The organism is Cystobacter fuscus DSM 2262 (assembly GCF_000335475.2).
GTDB lineage: Bacteria > Myxococcota > Myxococcia > Myxococcales > Myxococcaceae > Cystobacter > Cystobacter fuscus.
Genome location: NZ_ANAH02000072.1, coordinates 60572 through 76702, shown reverse-complemented (window position 1 = coordinate 76702; position 16131 = coordinate 60572). Strand labels below are relative to the sequence as shown.

At 68.4% G+C, this 16131-nt stretch carries 9 protein-coding genes and 1 pseudogene; 6 read left to right on the top strand and 4 right to left on the bottom strand.

The annotated features are described in order from the left end of the window. Nucleotides 1-71 precede the first annotated feature (71 nt). Nucleotides 72-1763 (top strand): PQQ-dependent sugar dehydrogenase, encoded by a 1692-nt coding sequence (locus D187_RS54510; protein ID WP_002631747.1) that lies wholly within the window; start codon nt 72-74, stop codon nt 1761-1763. A 214-nt stretch (nt 1764-1977) separates the two neighbouring features. Here D187_RS54510 and D187_RS47330 read toward each other — a convergent pair whose 3' ends face one another. The 4 genes and pseudogenes from D187_RS47330 to D187_RS47320 form a co-directional block, all read right to left on the bottom strand. After that, a complete protein-coding gene (locus D187_RS47330) occupies nt 1978-2412 on the bottom strand; it encodes an aldo/keto reductase (RefSeq protein ID WP_002631746.1) in 435 nt (144 codons plus the stop codon). 31 nt (nt 2413-2443) lie between these two features. Beyond that, nucleotides 2444-2560 (bottom strand): annotated as a pseudogene (locus tag D187_RS59485) (hypothetical protein); the annotation flags it as partial. 73 nt (nt 2561-2633) lie between these two features. After that, a complete protein-coding gene (locus tag D187_RS47325) occupies nt 2634-3128 on the bottom strand; it encodes a MaoC family dehydratase (protein ID WP_002631744.1) in 495 nt (164 codons plus the stop codon). 28 nt (nt 3129-3156) lie between these two features. Continuing rightward, nucleotides 3157-4185 (bottom strand): NAD(P)H-dependent amine dehydrogenase family protein, encoded by a 1029-nt coding sequence (locus tag D187_RS47320; protein WP_002631743.1) that lies wholly within the window; start codon nt 4183-4185, stop codon nt 3157-3159. Between the two features lie 445 nt (nt 4186-4630). Between D187_RS47320 and D187_RS47315 the strand changes: the two genes are divergently transcribed. The 5 genes from D187_RS47315 (at nt 4631) to D187_RS47295 (ending at nt 16131) form a co-directional block, all read left to right on the top strand. Beyond that, nucleotides 4631-5485, top strand: coding sequence for a hypothetical protein (locus D187_RS47315; protein ID WP_002631742.1), 855 nt, complete (start codon nt 4631-4633; stop codon nt 5483-5485). Between the two features lie 417 nt (nt 5486-5902). Then, nucleotides 5903-11374: a multicopper oxidase gene (locus D187_RS47310; RefSeq protein ID WP_002631741.1), complete on the top strand. Its 5472-nt coding sequence runs from the start codon at nt 5903-5905 to the stop codon at nt 11372-11374. Between the two features lie 83 nt (nt 11375-11457). Continuing rightward, nucleotides 11458-13446, top strand: coding sequence for a YncE family protein (locus tag D187_RS47305; protein ID WP_002631740.1), 1989 nt, complete (start codon nt 11458-11460; stop codon nt 13444-13446). Next, nucleotides 13443-14525 (top strand): SCO family protein, encoded by a 1083-nt coding sequence (locus D187_RS47300; protein WP_002631739.1) that lies wholly within the window; start codon nt 13443-13445, stop codon nt 14523-14525. Before D187_RS47305 ends, D187_RS47300 begins: the two co-directional genes overlap by 4 nt. Then, complete coding sequence (locus D187_RS47295; protein ID WP_245592012.1) at nt 14512-16131, top strand: ABC transporter substrate-binding protein; 1620 nt, start codon at nt 14512-14514, stop codon at nt 16129-16131. Before D187_RS47300 ends, D187_RS47295 begins: the two co-directional genes overlap by 14 nt.

Sequence of the window (16131 nt, the reverse complement as noted above, 5' to 3'; positions counted from 1 at the left end):
GTTTTGGGAAAGGAAACCGCTTGGTCACAACCGTGGTTTCCTGCGACTCAACCCAAACATGGAGTTCCATCATGCGTCGCGTGCCACACTCGTTCCTGCTGCTGGCCGGCCTCACCGCCGCCCCGTGCGCCTTCGCGCAGAGCACGGTCAACCTCGCGCTGAACCGGCCGGTCAGCGCCAGCAGCACCGAGAACCCCGATGCGCTCAAGGCCGCCAACGCCAATGATGGCCGCCTGGACACCCGCTGGGGCTCGGAGTTCGTCAACCCCTCGTGGATCACCGTCGACCTCGGCAGTGAGCAGTCGATCGGCCGCGTGGTGCTGCGCTGGGAGAACGCGCACGCCACCGTCTACACCATCCAGGTGTCCAACGACGGTACCAACTGGACCACCGTGTACACGAACGCCAGCGGCCAGGGCGGCACGGAAGACATCTCGTTCAATGCCGTCTCGGCGCGCTACGTCAGCATGCACGGCACGCAGAAGAACACCCAGTACGGCTACTCGCTGTTCGAGTTCGAGGTCTACGGACCCAGCGGCGACCCGACCGACCCGACCGACCCGCCGCCGGCCACGCCGGGCACGGCGCCCACCGTGTCGTACAACGCGCGCATCACCGGCAACCAGACGGAACCCGCGGCGCCGTTCAACATCACCGACGTGGCAACGTTCAACAACCCGTGGGGCCTCGACTTCCTGCCCGACGGCCGTGTGGTGGTCACCGAGAAGAGTGACCGCATGTACATCGTGACGGCCGCGGGCGCGAAGACGTCCATCAGCGGCCTGCCGGTCTCGGTGGGCGCCAACGGTGGTGGCGGTCAGAGCGGCCTCCACGACGTGGCGACCTCGCCGACCTTCGCCCAGGATCGCAAGCTGTGGTTCAGCTACGTGGCCAAGGGCGCGGACAACAACAACCACCTCACGCTGGCGTCCGCGCGCCTCGACGAGAGCGCCGGTACCGCGACCCTCGCCAACCTCCAGGTCATCTGGCAGGAGCCGTCGAGCTATTCGATCCGCGGCCAGCCGGGCGCGCGCATCGCGTTCGCGCCGAATGGCCAGCACGTCTTCCTCGCCGTCGGCGACGGCGACATCCCGGCCGCCAATGGCGACCGCGGGCACGTCGCGCAGCAGACGGACAGCGCGCTGGGCAAGATCATCCGCCTGAACCTCGACGGCAGCACCCCCAGCGACAACCCCGAGGCGTCCTTGGGCGGCGTGCGCGGGCAGGTGTGGGCCAAGGGCTTCCGCAATCCCTACGGCCTGGCGTTCGACGGCAGCGGCAACCTGTGGCTCAATGAGATGGGTCCCGCCTCCGGCGACGAGTTCAACTTCATCGCCAAGGGCGGCAACTACGGCTGGCCGCTGGTGAGCAACGGCAACCACTACAACGGCGATGCCTACATGCCGGGCCAGCCGTATCCGCGCCACGACACCGCGCCGCAGTTCACGCCGCCGGCGGCGTACTGGGGCTGGTTCTCCACCACCAACTCCATGTCGCCCTCCGGGCTGGCGTTCTACAACGGCAACCTGTTCCCGCAGTGGAAGGGCTCCGCCCTGCTCGGCGCCACCTCGTCCATCGCGCTGTACCGCGCGGTGATCGACCCGGCGACCAACAACGTCACGGGCGTCGAGCGCTACGGCCGCGCCGCGAACGGCGTGTACACCGGTGCGGTGCGCGCGCTGAAGGTGTCGCCGATCGATGGCAGCATCTGGTACGTCAAGGGCGGCAGCGACGGCGCGCTGCGCAAGCTGACCCCTAAGTAGTGAGTGTCACGATGGGACCGGGATGAATCCCACCCGGTCCCATCGTCGGGTTTCGACGTGGGCGGTCCTACCCTCGCCAGGCCGATTCTCGAATGACACGGCAGAAGTCGCCGCGGACGAACAGTCGCTCCTTGTCCGCGATCACGTCCGCCTTGACGTTGCCAAAGGTGGTCCGCGGCTTGTCTTTGATGCCGTCGTAGAACGCCTCCTGGCTTCATGCCGATGTGCTTCTGCCCTCCAGGTAATCCATCGTCTCCCGATCGAGCCGAACGTCAAGCGCGGCGAAATTCTCCCGGAAATGGTTGAACCGGCTGCCGCCCACGACCGGAATGATCGCCGGCTCGCGGTGCAGCATCCAAGCAAGCACCAGGGTGTTGCCGTCGATGCCCAAGCGCTTCCCCACCACCTCGAGCCGTTCGAGGCGCGCGGCGGAATCGGGCGTATCGAAGAGGGGCCAGTTGTAGTACGCGAGCCGCTTTTCCCTGCTCGCGTAGATACCCTTCAACAAGGGTGAGTACGCGAGCAGGGTCATCGAGGGGTTCTCCGCGAGGTAATCGAAGAACTCGCCGTCCGCATGAACCGCGACGCCCAGATTGGCTCCGGCGGCGGGCCGCAGGAAACAATACCCGCTCCCGGTTCTTCCGCGCATGCATCCACTCCCCGAGCATGGCCTCGCTCTCGTCCCCGACGTTCTCCCCCTTCCCGACCCACCAGGAATAGCAGTTCGCCGTATCGATGAAATTTCCGTTCTGCTCGGCGAAGAAGTCCAGCGTGCGGAATGATTCGTCCCTGCCCATGAGGGTTCCCATCGTCATGGCCCCGAGACACACCCGGCTCACCTACGCCCCCGTCTTGCCCAGCCTCGTGTAATCAATCATTTCCATTCTCCCCATTCCGGGACGAGCCCCCGCTCCCTTGAGTCGTCGCGGGCCGGCGGCGGAAGAGCACGCTGGCGAGCTCCGTCATCACCACCTCGCCCTGCTGGTTGCGCACCTCCATGCGCGTCTTGACGCTGCCGCGATCCTGCTTGCTGCGCGAGGGCGAGACCTCGAGCACCTCGATGCGCGCGGAGAGCGTGTCCCCGGGCCGCACCGGCCGCAACCAGCGCAGCTCGTCCAGGCCCGGCGAGCCCATGCTGGCGGAGTCCTCCAACACGGCGCGCACCAGCAACCGGTGGCAGATGGCCGCGGTCTGCCAGCCGCTCGCGATGATGCTCCCGTAGATGGAGCGCCGGCCCGCCTCCTCGTCCAGATGGAAGGGCTGCGGGTCATACTGCCGGGCGAACGCGAGGAGCTCCTCGCGCGTCACCTCGTACGTACCGAGTTCGTGTACCTGCCCGACCTGGAAGTCCTCGAAGTAGCGCATGTGTTCCTCGGGGGACGAAAGGGACCCCTTACGCCTCCGTCTCCAGGCGGGAGACATAGGTGGCGGGCGTGAAGCGGTCGGTGGTGACGAAGCCCGGGGGCGCGGCCAGCAGTTGGGGCAGACGGTTGAGCACGGTGGCGCACGTGAGCGCGGGCGTCGCCGGCTGGCGGATGGTCACCGTGGTGTCGGGCTCGCCCCGCAGCGTCCACTCGTTGAGGTCTACCTCGCCGGGCGCGTAGAGCTTGCCCACGCAGTGCGTCTCGATGACCGGGCCCTCGTGCGTCTCCGTCACCACCACCGCCTTCATGCCCGTGGCATGCCCGGCGGGAACCTCACGGCCGAGGCTCGCCGAGCGCAGCGTCCCGGTATGGGTGGTGGGCAGCAGTTGCTGGCGGATGTCTCGCACACGCCAGCCGAGCTGGGCGCACAGCCACTCGTTGGAGTTCCAGACGTAGGAGGGTGAGTTGCTGGCGCCAATCCTGGCCGCGAAGGTCTCCGGATCGAGTCCGACGCCATGCTTCTGCGCCAGCGCGCTCCCGTAGTCATCCGCGTTGTACTGGGTCAGCCCCACGATGCGATCGATGCGGTGGGTGGCGCCGGCCAGCACGGTGATGAGGTTGCCCCAGAACACGTCCTGGAAGCCCGAGCCGGTGAGGGTGCAGTCGTTGGCCCTGGCCAGCTGGTCCAACTCCTCGGTGAGCGCCTGGGAAGTCGTCCACGGATAGAACGCCTCCTCTCCGATGGTGATGGCGTTGACGCCGTGACGGGCGGCCACGCGCAGGGCGCCGGCCAGCTCGCTCATGATGCTGCGCGTGCACAGGATGCACACGTCGGCCCGGGCCTCACGGAAGACGGCATCGGCCTGATCGGGAGGGTGGATGCGCACGCCGAGCGACTGGCCGAGCCCGGCCACCTCTCCCGCATCCCGGTCCCGGCGGGCCGCGTTGTGATCGATGGCCCCCACCAGTTCGGCGCCCTTCTCGCGCAGGGTACGGATGAGGGTCTGACCCATCAAGCCGCAACCCCACTGGATGATCCGGATCGGTCTCTTGCTCATTCACTTCTCCTATAGAGGACTCGGGAGGGCATCTTCTCCCCCTTCCGGGCAGGGCGTGACAAGACCCTTCCCGCTACCCTCGCCGGGACTTCCTTCTCCAGGAAAGAAACCCGGGCCGCGGCCATACACACACGCTCGCGCGAACAGCATCACCCCCCCTACTTTCCGAACCCTGAACGTTAAGCAGCGTTCATAGGGCCCAAGCTGGCCAAAACATGCCGACGAAGCCCCCACACCGGTGCTCGTCCACGCACCCCAGGTCCATTCCCTGACGGAAATGAACTCCGCCGGGCCCGCGCACCTCGCCGTGCCTTCCATGGACTTGTCTTCGATTTGTATTTGTATGCATCGGGAACAAGCGTTAGTCTGACCACGGCTGGATTCCAGCCATCGCGGTATTTGTTTTCAGCACCATCAACAACAATCCCCCGGAAAAAAACCACCCATGCATCTCTCGATTCGACTGCGTGCCCTGGGCGCGCTGCTCTCGCTTGGAGTCTGTGCACTGTTCGGAGTTCCCACGGCGCACGCCGCCAACTCAAACGGTTGCTCGGGAGGCGGCTTCTCCCTGACACTGCCCAATGGCTCGCCGCTGCTCATCCCCAAGAGCAAAGGAGGGGGAAACAGGGTCGATGTTCCCAGCCAGAGCCTGCCCTCGCATGGCATTCTGAAGGTACGCGGTACCTACGTCGACTTCGACATCGATGTCTCGACGTTCGCCGTCTACAACTACACGCTCAAGGCGACGACCAACCCCCTGGACATCACGGGTGGGGTGACCACGGTGCTCTTCACGCGCAAGGAGCCCATCCTCGGCACGACGACGCTCGATGGCAGCTCCATGCGGGTGGAGAACAAGGACGGTGGCGTGCGGCTGATCCGCGAGGGCCAGAGCCTCAAGATGAAGATCCAGGCCAGTGATTGCGCCCAGGGCGGCATCTTCCAGATGGAGCCGGAGTGGGCCACCGAGACGGGGACGATCGACTTCGTCCACACGCTGGGTCCGAACGTGTTTTATTTCACCAATCCATACACCGGGAAGATCAACTTCGGCAACCTGGATCTGATCCGCGGCAAGGACAGCCCCCAGGTCGCCGCGAAGCTCGTCCAGGATGAGCATGAGACGGTCTGGCGCGTCACGTCCGGTGGCCGCATGGGCGGCGTGCTGGGTGAGGACGCGGTGGAGAACTCCCCCGCCGCCACTCCGTGCACCAAGAATTGCCAGGCGCAGAACCAGGTCCACGGCAGGTATGACGTGCCGGATCCCGTCTACGAGAGCGATGGCGACGGCGAAGACTAGCGGTTCGCTTCAAAATTCCCCTCGGGCTGTGCTCGTCCGAGGGGAATTCTGAGAGTTTTTTAAGCGAGACGCCGGCGGGAATCTGAAAGGATTCTCAGCCGGCGCGCGCGTTTCTTCAGTCCCCACTGGCAACGCTGGAGCCAAAGGCTCGCGTGACTCCAGGAGGGCCATTTCCTCAGAGAACTCTCAGCCAGGGCCGCGCGCCTGATTCCACTGCCAGTGAGTTCGCGTGGTTACGGACAGGCTTTACTTCGTTCGCTTGATCTCATTAATGACGAACCGTCACTCACCGTCGCCAGGAAAGCACCTGCTATGGCCTGCAAGTGTTTTCTCCGAAGAGACACATTCCCAAGAAGACTCCTGGCTTGAGAAAGCTCTCAGGAATGGCGGGTACACGGCTCACTCAGGACGGAACAAATGTCGGCACGACAAAGACTCGATAGGGCATGGCGGCCCAACCGGCATCCGGTGTCACACCGGGCGCTTCTGGCCGCGCTATTCGCGGTGGGGTTGGCCTGCCAGGGCGACACCACCGACACCGGGCAGGAGGAGATGGTCTCCTCCGGAGTCCAGCCCATGGCCTCGCGGGACATGCCCCTGGTGGGGCCAGCGCCCGCGGTGGGCACGCGGGTGTCGTGCGCGCGCACCCTCACCGCGAACGTGGTGGCGTTGGATCAGGTCTACACCTACAACCGGTTCGGCGCGTACAACCCCTCGGGGATGATGTACGCCCTGCAGCGGGACGTGGAGGCCATCGATGCGACCAGGCCCATCGGGCCCGGCAACGCGCGGCTGCGGTTGGACAAGCGCCCGCGGCCGCTGACCCTGCGCGCCAACGTCGGGGACTGTCTGCGCATCCAGTTCACCAACTGGCTCGCGCCCACGCGCGCGGAGATTCCCAACCCCGCTCAATCCCAACCCACTCCCAGCCAGGTGGCGCAGCCCACCGCGGGCTTCGGGGTGGTGCGCAAGATGCTGCCCACGTGGTTGCCCATGGAGTCGTGGGATCCGCTGGCCTCGCTGGTGACAGGGCACGCGGTGGGCGGGAAATGGTTCGGCGCCGCGCCGGAGGTGGAGGAGCCGGGTGAGGCTGAAGAGCCCGGAGAGGTGGAGGAGCCGGGTGAAGGCGAGGAGCCGGGTGAAGGCGAGGAGCCGGGTGAAGGCGAGGAGCCGGGTGAGGGCGAGGAGCCGGGGGACATCGACACCGCCAACAAGGAAGACTCGCCCTTCACCCGCCGGGCCTCGGTGCACGTGCAGGGCCTGCAGTACCTGAGCATCCAGGACGACGGCGCGAACGTGGGCAAGAACCCCAGCACCCTCGTGGCGCCGGGTGACAGCACCACGTACACCCTCTACGCGGACCACGAGGGCGTCTTCTTCATGCACAGCATGGGCGCCACCTTTGGCGGTGAGGGCGACGGCGGCGGTACCGCCCAGGGCCTCTTCGGTGCCGTCAACGTGGAGCCCGCGGGCTCGAAGTGGTACCGCTCCAAGGTGTCCGCCGAGGTGCTCCAGGCGGCGACACGCAAGGACGCCCAGGGCAAACCCCTGTCCAACCCGGATGGCACGCCGCTCCTCAACTACGAGGCGAGGGACGCCCATGACCGGCCCCTCTTGAACATCCTCGACACGAAGACGAACGAGCTCTGGCACGGCGACCTGGAGGCCATCATCACCGACTACGCCCACACCAGCGTGGGCACCTTCACCTCGAAGGACCAGGGGCACTTCCGGGAAATCACCGCCATCTACCACGACGAGATCAAGGCGGTTCAAGCCTTCGACGAGTTGGAGTGGAACCCCACCCTGCACGGCGTGCGCGACGGCTTCGGCATCAACTACGGCGTGGCTGGCCTGGGCGCGGAGCTGATGGCCAACCGGGCGAAGGTGGGCCCCACCAAGGAGTGCGCGGACTGCGCCTTCGAGGAGTTCTTCCTCGAGTCCTGGGCCAATGGAGACCCCGCCCTCAACGTGGAGAAGGACTGGCAGGGCAACGCCGTGCGCGCGCTCTACGCGGACGATCCCTCCAACGTGCACCACAGCTACCTGGGCGACCCGGTCCGCATCCGCAACATCCACGCGGGCCCGGCCGAGACGCACGTCTTCCACCTGCATGCCCACCAGTGGAAGTACAGCCCGGGCGAGGACAACTCCAACTACCTGGACTCGCAGACGATCGGACCGGGCGCGACCTTCACCTACGACATCAACTACGGCGGCTCCGGCAACCGCAACCTCACCCCGGGCGACTCCATCCACCACTGCCACCTCTACCCGCACTTCGCCCAGGGCATGTGGGCGCTCTGGCGCGTGCATGACGTCTTCGAGGCCGGTACGCCGGACCGCCGCCTGCCGGACGGGGAGATCTCCGGTGGCACGCCCAACCCCGCCGTCATCCCCATTCCGTCACGGGCCATGCCGCCCATGCCCACCTACGCGGACTCGGTCGTCACCGACGCGAGCGGCAAGCAGGTGAACCGGCCCGCCTTCCCGGGCTACCCCTTCTACGTCGCGGGCAAGGCCGGCCACCGCCCGCCCCAGCCCCCGTTGGATCTGGAGCAGGACGGCGGACTGCCGCGCCACATCGTCACCGCCGCCGTCGGGACCTCCACCTATGGAGAGCCCGGCAAGCGCTTCTACGTGGACCACCAGGCGTTGGACGTGAAGCTGCTGCCCCAGGACGGCACCACCCTGGAGAAGAAGGCCATGTCCTTCCACGGCGGTGGGTTCCCCGGCGCCAGCTACGTGCCGAGGCCCTACTACACGAGCGACATCGTCGCGGCCTATCCGGGCTACACGGCGACGGGCACCCGGGGCTTCTTCTACGTCAACGGCCGCAAGCCCGTGGCGGGCGCGCCCTTCGCGGACCCCTGCCCCGCCTCCGCGCCGCGCCGCGACTACCGCGCCAGCTACGTGCAGATCGACATGCAGAACATCAACCGCGAGGGCTGGCACGACCGGCAGGCCCGCATCATCGTGCTCGATGGCGACGTGGCGGACACCCAGAAGGGGCTGCGGCCTCCGGAGCCCTTCTTCTTCCGGGCCGAGTCCGGGGAATGCATCAACTTCTACCCCACCAACCTCATGCCCAAGGAGCTCGAGGCGGATGACTTCCAGATCTACACGCCCACGGACACCGTCGGGCAGCACATCCACCTGGTGAAGTTCGACGTGATGTCCGCGGACGGCGCGGGCAACGGGTGGAATTACGAGGACGGGACGTTCTCCTTCCAGGAAGTGCTGCACCGCATCGAGAAGATCAACACCGCGGGCGGCGCCTTCGCGGCGGATGGCGCGGTGGAGACCACCGGACCGCGCGTCCAACTGTCGGCCCGGATGCACCCGCGCCTGGGGGTGATGGGCGCGCAGACCAGCACCCAGCGCTGGTGGGCGGACCCGCTCACCGACGCCAAGGGCCGGGAGCGCCCCATCGAGACGGTCTTCACGCACGACCACTTCGGTCCCTCCAGCCACCAGCACCACGGCTTCTACGGCGCCCTCATCGTGGAGCCCAAGGGCTCGAGGTGGAGGAACCCGGAGACGGGCGTCTTCTACGGCACGCGCTCGAGCGATGGTGGCCCCACGAGCTGGAAGGCGGATGTGCTGACGGCGGATCCCGCCAACAGCTTCCGCGAGTTCGCGCTCGCCCTGGCCGACTTCGTCCCGGCCTATGACGAGTGTGGCCAGCCGGTGAACCCGCCCAACCACATCGAGGGGGAGCTCCCGTCGACGGTGGCCTTCCAGACGACCCCCATGCCCGAGGCCATCAGCGTCACGGACCCGGGCACCATGACCATCAACTACCGCAACGAGCCCATTCCCCTGCGCATCGGCCAGCGCACCGCGAGCTGCGCCCAGCGCACGCAGCGCACGGACGAACGGGGAGACATGGCCAACGTCTTCCGCTCGGACCTGCATGGCGACCCGTACACCCCGCTGCTGCGCGGCTACGAGGGCGACAAGGTGAAGATCCGCCTCATCCAGGGCTCCCAGGAGGAGCAGCACTCCTTCACCGTCCACGGCACCAAGTGGCTGCGCGAGGGCGCGGACCCGCACAGTGGCTACCGCAACGCGCAGGCCGTGGGCATCTCCGAGCACTTCGAGTTCAACCTGACCAATGGCCTGCCCGCGCTCGGCGGCACCTACGACACCGCCGACTACATGTACCAGAGCGCCGCCACCGACGACCTGTGGAACGGCGCGTGGGGCATCATGCGCACGTACAAGAAGAAGCAGACGGGCGAGAAGACCCTGGGACACCTGGCGCTCCAGGCCGCGGAGCTCACCACGATGGATTCCTCCGCCCTGTCCTTCAGGACGCAGGGAAGTACCTGGGCGCCCGCGCCACTGCTGGAGCTGCCCACGGAGTCGGTGCTCGGCAGGATGAATCCGGAGACCGAGGAGACGCTCCAGCGCTCCTACGAGGTGGACGAGTCGGGCCGGCAGGTCAAGGAGCGCAAGCTGGAGTACGCCATGACGTATCCCGAGAAGATGCGTCAGCTCGACTCCAAGCTCGTGCAGGCGGCGGAAGCACAAGGGAGGTTCGGCCAGAAGGCCGCCGCCGTGGACGCGTGCCCCCGTGGCAGCGCGGTACGCCTCTACCGGGTGTCCGCGATCGACGCGGCCCACTGGTTGCCGGGAGGCGCGCTCGTCTACAACAGCAAGTACGGCCTCTATGACCCCGACGCCATCCTGTTCGCCCGCGACGAGTACCTGACGAGCCTCCAGGATGGAACCCGTCAGCCCGAGCCGCTCATCCTGCGCGCCCGGGCCGGCGAGTGCATCCAGGTGGTGCTCACCAACCGTCTGCCCTCCCAGCTCAGCAAGACGCCGCAGTGGGCGTACCAGCCGCCCATCACCCCGGGCTTCAACGTCAACCAGGTGACGCCCTCCAATCACGTCTCGCTGCATCCGCAGCTCGTCAACTACGACGTGAACACGGACGACGGCGCCAACGTGGGCCTCAATGCCCTCCAGACGGTGCCCCCCGGCGGCCAGCGGACCTACCGCTGGTACATGGGCGACTACCGCGGCGACAACCACGGGTCGGCCACGCGGCGCGGCGTCTACACACCCGTGGAGTTCGGCATCGTCAACCTGCGCAACATGGCGGATGTGGTGAACCACGGCATGCACGGCGGCATCGGCGCGCTCATCGTCGAGCCGCCCAACGCCATCTGGACCACGGACGTGGGCACCGATGCCCAGGCCCGCGTGAAATACCCGGTGGGTGGCGGCCACGACGACGATGACGAGGACGAGGACGAGGCCGTCCGGACGGAGACGTTCCGTGAACTCGTGCTCGTCTTCCAGGATGACCTGGGCCTGCACTCGAGCCAGGAGCGGTTCTGGGACACGAAGCCGCGCAACAGTGGCACGGCCTTGTGCAACATCGGGGACACCGACGACGCCGAGGACTCTGGTCAGAAGGCCTTCAACTACCACACCGAGCCGCTGTGGGCCCGGTTGGGCCTGCCGCCCCAGACGGATCCCAATGACGTCAATGATCAGGAATTGGGCGACGTCCTCAGCTCCTCGGTCCACGGAGATCCGGCCACGCCCCTGTTCACCGCGAACGCGGGCGAGCCGCTGCGCATCCGCGTGGCGCATCCCTCGGGACACGCGCGCCAGCACGCCTTCGCGCTCCACGGCGCCGAGTGGCAGGCCAATGCGTGGGCCCGGGGAGCCTCGTCCCTGCGCATGGGCCCCAACGCCACCTCGAACATCGTCTCCAACCAGAGCGGCATGTCCGTCATGGAGTCCTGGAACATCAACCCCCTGTATGGCGCGGGCGGCATCTCCCAGGCCCCGGGGGATTACCTCTACCGCGACGTGACCAGCTTCGAGTGGAGCGGTGGCGGCCTCTGGGGCGTGCTCCGCGTGCAGTAGTCCTCTCTCGTCCCTCAAGGGCGGCGCGAGGCCCACCGGCTTTCCGCGCCGCCCTCCCCTCCTGCTGAAGCAATCCCCTCCCCATGCGAAAGCTCATCCTCCTCTCCGTGGGCGTCGTGCTCGCGGCGCTCGTGGCCACCCTGGGATGGCGACTGTCACCTCGCGGCGGGCCGCCCCCGGTGCCCCATCCCGAGCCCGTGGACCTGCCCGCGCGGCCTCCCGTGACGGCGACGCGTCCGGACGTGGCCGTGAGCTTCGATTTGCGGCTGCATGCCCGAATCCCCGGCGCCGAGCGCGGCACGCCCCTGGAGGGCACCGCGCGCTTCGCGCTCACCAACCCCCGCACCGGCGAGCCCCTGCGCGGAGTCCGCCCCCTCGGGTGGCTCAACCGACGCGCGAGCGGACAGGCCGCGCCCGACGAGGCCACGTGCAAGGAGCGCATCCAGACCTACCTCGGGGGCTTCCTCGCGGCCCGGGCCGACGCCAACCTCAACTCCTATCTCTTCCTCACCCTCAACCATGACCAGACGCTGTCGGTGATCGATCCGCAGATCTCCCTGGACCGCACCAAGCTGCAGAACCTGGTGTCGCTGGGAGGCGAGCCCGCGGACTGGGCGCTGCCACCGGACAGGAAGGCGCTCTTCCTCTCCATTCCCGTGCACGGGACGGTGTCCGTGGTGGACCTGCGCCGCTTCGTGGTGGTGCGCAACGTGCACGTGGGCAAGAGCCCGGGCCGGCTGGCCGTCAGCCCGGACGGGCGCACCGTCTGGGTGGCCAATGAGGGCGACGGCACCGTGTCCGTCATCGACACGGCCTCCTACCAGGTGCTCCGCACGCTCGAGGTGGGCGATGGCGAGCATGCCTTCGCCTTCAGTGACGGAGGCCGGACCGCGTGGGTCTCCAGCTCCGATGGCGAGGAACTGGTGGCGGTGGATGTGTCCTCGCTCGAGGAGACTGGGCGCGTGAAGGTGGGCCCTGGCGTGGGCAGCATCGCCTACAGCGCGGTGGCCAGGGCCCTCTACGCCGTGCAGGTGCGCACTCACGAGGCGCTGGTGGTGGACACCACCCGCCGCGAGGTGGCGCGCCGCATTCCCCTGGCCCCCTCACCCGACCTGCTGCGCTTCGACAACTCCGGCCGCTGGGCCTTCGTCCTCTACCCGCGGGGCGACCGCGTGGATGTCCTCGACGCGGCGTCCAACCAGCTCGCCCACACCCTCACCGGCTTCTCCCAGCCGGATCAGCTGCTCTTCACCAGCGCCTACGCCTACGTGCGCAACACCGAGGACGCGCGCGTGTCGCTCATCGAGCTGGCCTCGCTGGCCAGGGAGGGCAAGCCCTCCATCGCCCAGGTGGCCATGGGTCAGAAGAAGCCCTCGGAGTCCAGGGGGCTTGGCCGCGCCCCGCCCTTCGCCGCGATGCCCGAGGGCAACAGCGCCATCATCGCGGGCACCGCGGACCGCGCCCTCTTCCTCTACAGCGAGGGCATGATGGCGCCGCGTGGCAGCCTGCTGAACTATGGCCGCGAGCCCAAGGCCGTCCTGGTGTTGGATCGCTCGCTGCACGAGGTGGAGCCCGGCGTCTTCACCGCCGAGGCCGTGGTGCGGGACAACGGCCCGTATGACGTGTACTTCCTCCTGGACAACCCACGGACCGTGACCTGCCTGGAGTGGGACGTCCGGGAAGTGCCCGAGGACGTCTCCGCCTCGGGGAAGCAGCCCCTCGCGCTCACTCCCGAATTCAATCCCTCCACGCCCCTCTCCCCGGGCGTGTCCACCCCGCTGCGCTTCCGGCTGAGCCCCCTCCCGGACGCGAAGGACCCCCGCCCGGTACGGGCCGAGGAGGTGCGGGTGTTGATGTTCCGCCCGCCCTCGGGACGCTGGTTGCAGCGGCCCCTCCCCCGGCGCGTGGAGGAGGGACTGTTCGAGGTCGAGGTCTCCCCCTCCGAGCCCGGCCAGTACCAGCTCCTCGTGGGCGTGGAAGGCCGGGGTGCTCCGTTCGGCGTCCTTCCCCACTTCACCTTGAGCGTCCAGCCCGCGCTGGCCGCCCGCCCCTCCCCCGAGGCCCCCCAATGAAGAACACCCTCCTCCAGGCCCTGGCCCTGGCCCTGCTGCTGCTCACCACTCCGGCGCTCGCACAGGACACGGCACGGGTCCCCACTCCAGACGCGCGCTTCCTCCACCTCCAGGTGCCCGACGTCCCCCTGGTGGATCAGCACGGCCAGCAGGTGCGGCTGTGGTCCGACCTCGTCCGTGGCCAGACCGTGGCCATCAACTTCATCTTCACCCGCTGCAAGACCATCTGCTCGCCGATGACGGCCACCCTGTCGCGAGTGAGCAAGGAGTTGGGGCCCGACAGCCCCGTGCGCTTCATCTCCATCACCCTGGACGTGGCCAATGACACGCCCGAGCGCCTCGCCCAATTCGCCGCGCCCTTCGCCCCCGGGCCCCGCTGGTCCTTCCTCACCGGCGAGCCGGCCCGGGTGAAGGAGGCCCTGGTGGCGCTGGGCGGCTACACCTCGGACAAGGAGGCCCACCGGCCCTTCGTGCTCGTGGGCAATGCCACGGCGGACAAGTGGCTGCGCGTGGAGGGCCTCGGCTCGGCCTCCGCCATCCTCGAGGGCATTCGCGAGGTCCGCGCCGCCTCCGCTCCTCCCCCCGAGCTCGATCCCGCCTCCGCCCGCTACTTCACCAACACCGAGCTGGTGGACCAGCATGGCAAGACGCACCGCTTCTACGAGGATCTCATCCGCGGCCGGAAGGTGCTCATCAACTTCGCCTTCACCTCGTGCCAGGGCATCTGCTCCCCCATGACGAGGCACCTCGCCGAGGTCCAGAAGAAGCTCGGCGGCCGCGTGGGCAAGGACATCACCATGATCACCCTCTCCGTGGACCCCGCCAACGACACCCCGGAGACGCTGGCGCGCTTCGCGAAGAAGTTCGACGTGGGGCCCGGCTGGTACTTCCTCACCGGCGCCCCCGAGAACGTCTCCCTCGTGCTCAAGAAGCTCGGTGGCTACACGGACGAGCCTGGCACCCACAGCTCCACCCTGCTCATCGGTGACGCCGCCACGGGCATGTGGGTGAAGGCCGCCGCCATGTCGGACGTCGATCACCTCGTCTACACCGTGGAGCACCTGGATGATCCCCGGTAGGGGCCCGCGAGGCAGGACACTCCACGGGGTGTTCGTGGTGGGGTTGTCGGTGCTGCTGGGAGCCGCCTGCCGCAAGGAGGCGCCCCCCGCGCCCTGGGATGCGGAGGAGGCCAGGAGGGGACGGAGTCTCTTCCAGCGCGGCATGAGCGCCCGGGACACCCCGCTCGTGGGCCTGCTCGGGCCCGAGCGGATAGAGCTGAGCGGTTCCGTGGCCGCGTGCGCGCGCTGTCACACGCCGTCCGGGCGCGGCAGCCAGGAAGGCGGCGTGGACGTGCCGGACATCCGCCCCGAGGCCCTGCGGCATCCGCGTCCGCGCGCCTCCGTGGACGTGGAGGATCGCTCGCGCCCCGCGTATGGACGCGACACCCTGCTGCGCGCCATCACCGAGGGCCTCTCCGCCAGCGGCCGTCCCCTGGGGACGACGATGCCGCGCTACGTGCTCGGGTGGGCCGAGCGCGAGGAGCTGCTCGCCTACCTGGAGAAGCTGGGCGAGACCCCCGACCCCGGCATCACCCCCACCACCCTCACGGTGGGCGCGGCGCTGCCCCTCGAGGGGCGGTTGGGCGAGGCCGGACAGGACGTGGCCCAGGTGCTGCGGGCCGCCTTCGAGGAGGTGAACGCGGAGGGAGGCATCTTCCGGCGGCGCCTGGAGCTGGTGGTGGAGGACGACTCGGCGCCGCATGGGCCGGCACCCGCCCCGGGAGGACCGGACGCCACCACGCGGTTGCTGGAGCGGGGAGTGCTCGCCCTGGTGGGCAATCCGCGCGAGGGCTCGCCCCCCTCGGATGCCTTGCTGCGGCGCGAAGGGATTCCCCTGGTGCTCCCCATCGCGATCGGCGAGCAGGCCGCGGGCAGCGACAGCCCCATCTTCTTCCTCTACCCCGAGGAACCCACCCAGGCCCGCCTGGTGGTGCAACACCTGGCGCGAGAGGAGGAGCACCTGCTGCGCCACCACGCCCTGGCGGTGGTGCGGACGGAAGACGCCGCGGGCCTCGCCTGGGCCCGCGCGGCGCGCGAGGAGGCCCGGCGGCGCGAGCTGCCCGCCCCCGTGGAGGTGCCCTCGAGGGATGGAACCGCCGAGCCCGGAGCGCTCCAGCGCCTGCGCCAGACGCCGCCTCCCGCCATCCTCTATGCCGGCCCTCCCGCGGGGCTGAAGGCGCTGCTGGAGACGTTGGAGTCCTGGAAGCTGGAGACGCGCGTGTACGCCCCGGCCCGACTGGCCGAGCCCTCGGCGGTGACGGGCGGCCCGCTCCCCGTCTTCTTCGTCTACCCACCGGGAGTGAACGCGCGCGAGGAGCACCTGCGCGCCTTCGCCGCCTTCCTCGAGCGCCACCAACTGCGTCCACGCCACGTGGCCTTCCAGCTCGGCGCGTACGCGGCGTCGCGTGTGCTGGTGGAGGCCTTGCGTCGCTCGGGCGCGGACGTGACGCGCGCGGACCTGATGCTCCGGCTGGAGGAGCTGCGGGACTTCGAGACCGGGGTGACCCCCCCGGTGACGTTCGGGGTGAACCGCCGCGTGGGCGTGCAGGGCGCCCAGCTCGTCCGTCTGGACGCGGTGAGTGGCCGGCTGGAGGCAGCCTCCGCCTGGATTCCACTCTCCCCGTAG

Bases quoted from the DNA above. Each gene is read 5' to 3' on its own strand.
- D187_RS54510 (WP_002631747.1), top strand. From the start codon at position 72: ATGCGTCGCGTGCCACACTCGTTCCTGCTGCTGGCCGGCCTCACCGCC.
- D187_RS47330 (WP_002631746.1), bottom strand. From the start codon at position 2,412: ATGCGCGGAAGAACCGGGAGCGGGTATTGTTTCCTGCGGCCCGCCGCC.
- D187_RS47325 (WP_002631744.1), bottom strand. From the start codon at position 3,128: ATGCGCTACTTCGAGGACTTCCAGGTCGGGCAGGTACACGAACTCGGT.
- D187_RS47320 (WP_002631743.1), bottom strand. From the start codon at position 4,185: ATGAGCAAGAGACCGATCCGGATCATCCAGTGGGGTTGCGGCTTGATG.
- D187_RS47315 (WP_002631742.1), top strand. From the start codon at position 4,631: ATGCATCTCTCGATTCGACTGCGTGCCCTGGGCGCGCTGCTCTCGCTT.
- D187_RS47310 (WP_002631741.1), top strand. From the start codon at position 5,903: ATGTCGGCACGACAAAGACTCGATAGGGCATGGCGGCCCAACCGGCAT.
- D187_RS47305 (WP_002631740.1), top strand. From the start codon at position 11,458: ATGCGAAAGCTCATCCTCCTCTCCGTGGGCGTCGTGCTCGCGGCGCTC.
- D187_RS47300 (WP_002631739.1), top strand. From the start codon at position 13,443: ATGAAGAACACCCTCCTCCAGGCCCTGGCCCTGGCCCTGCTGCTGCTC.
- D187_RS47295 (WP_245592012.1), top strand. From the start codon at position 14,512: ATGATCCCCGGTAGGGGCCCGCGAGGCAGGACACTCCACGGGGTGTTC.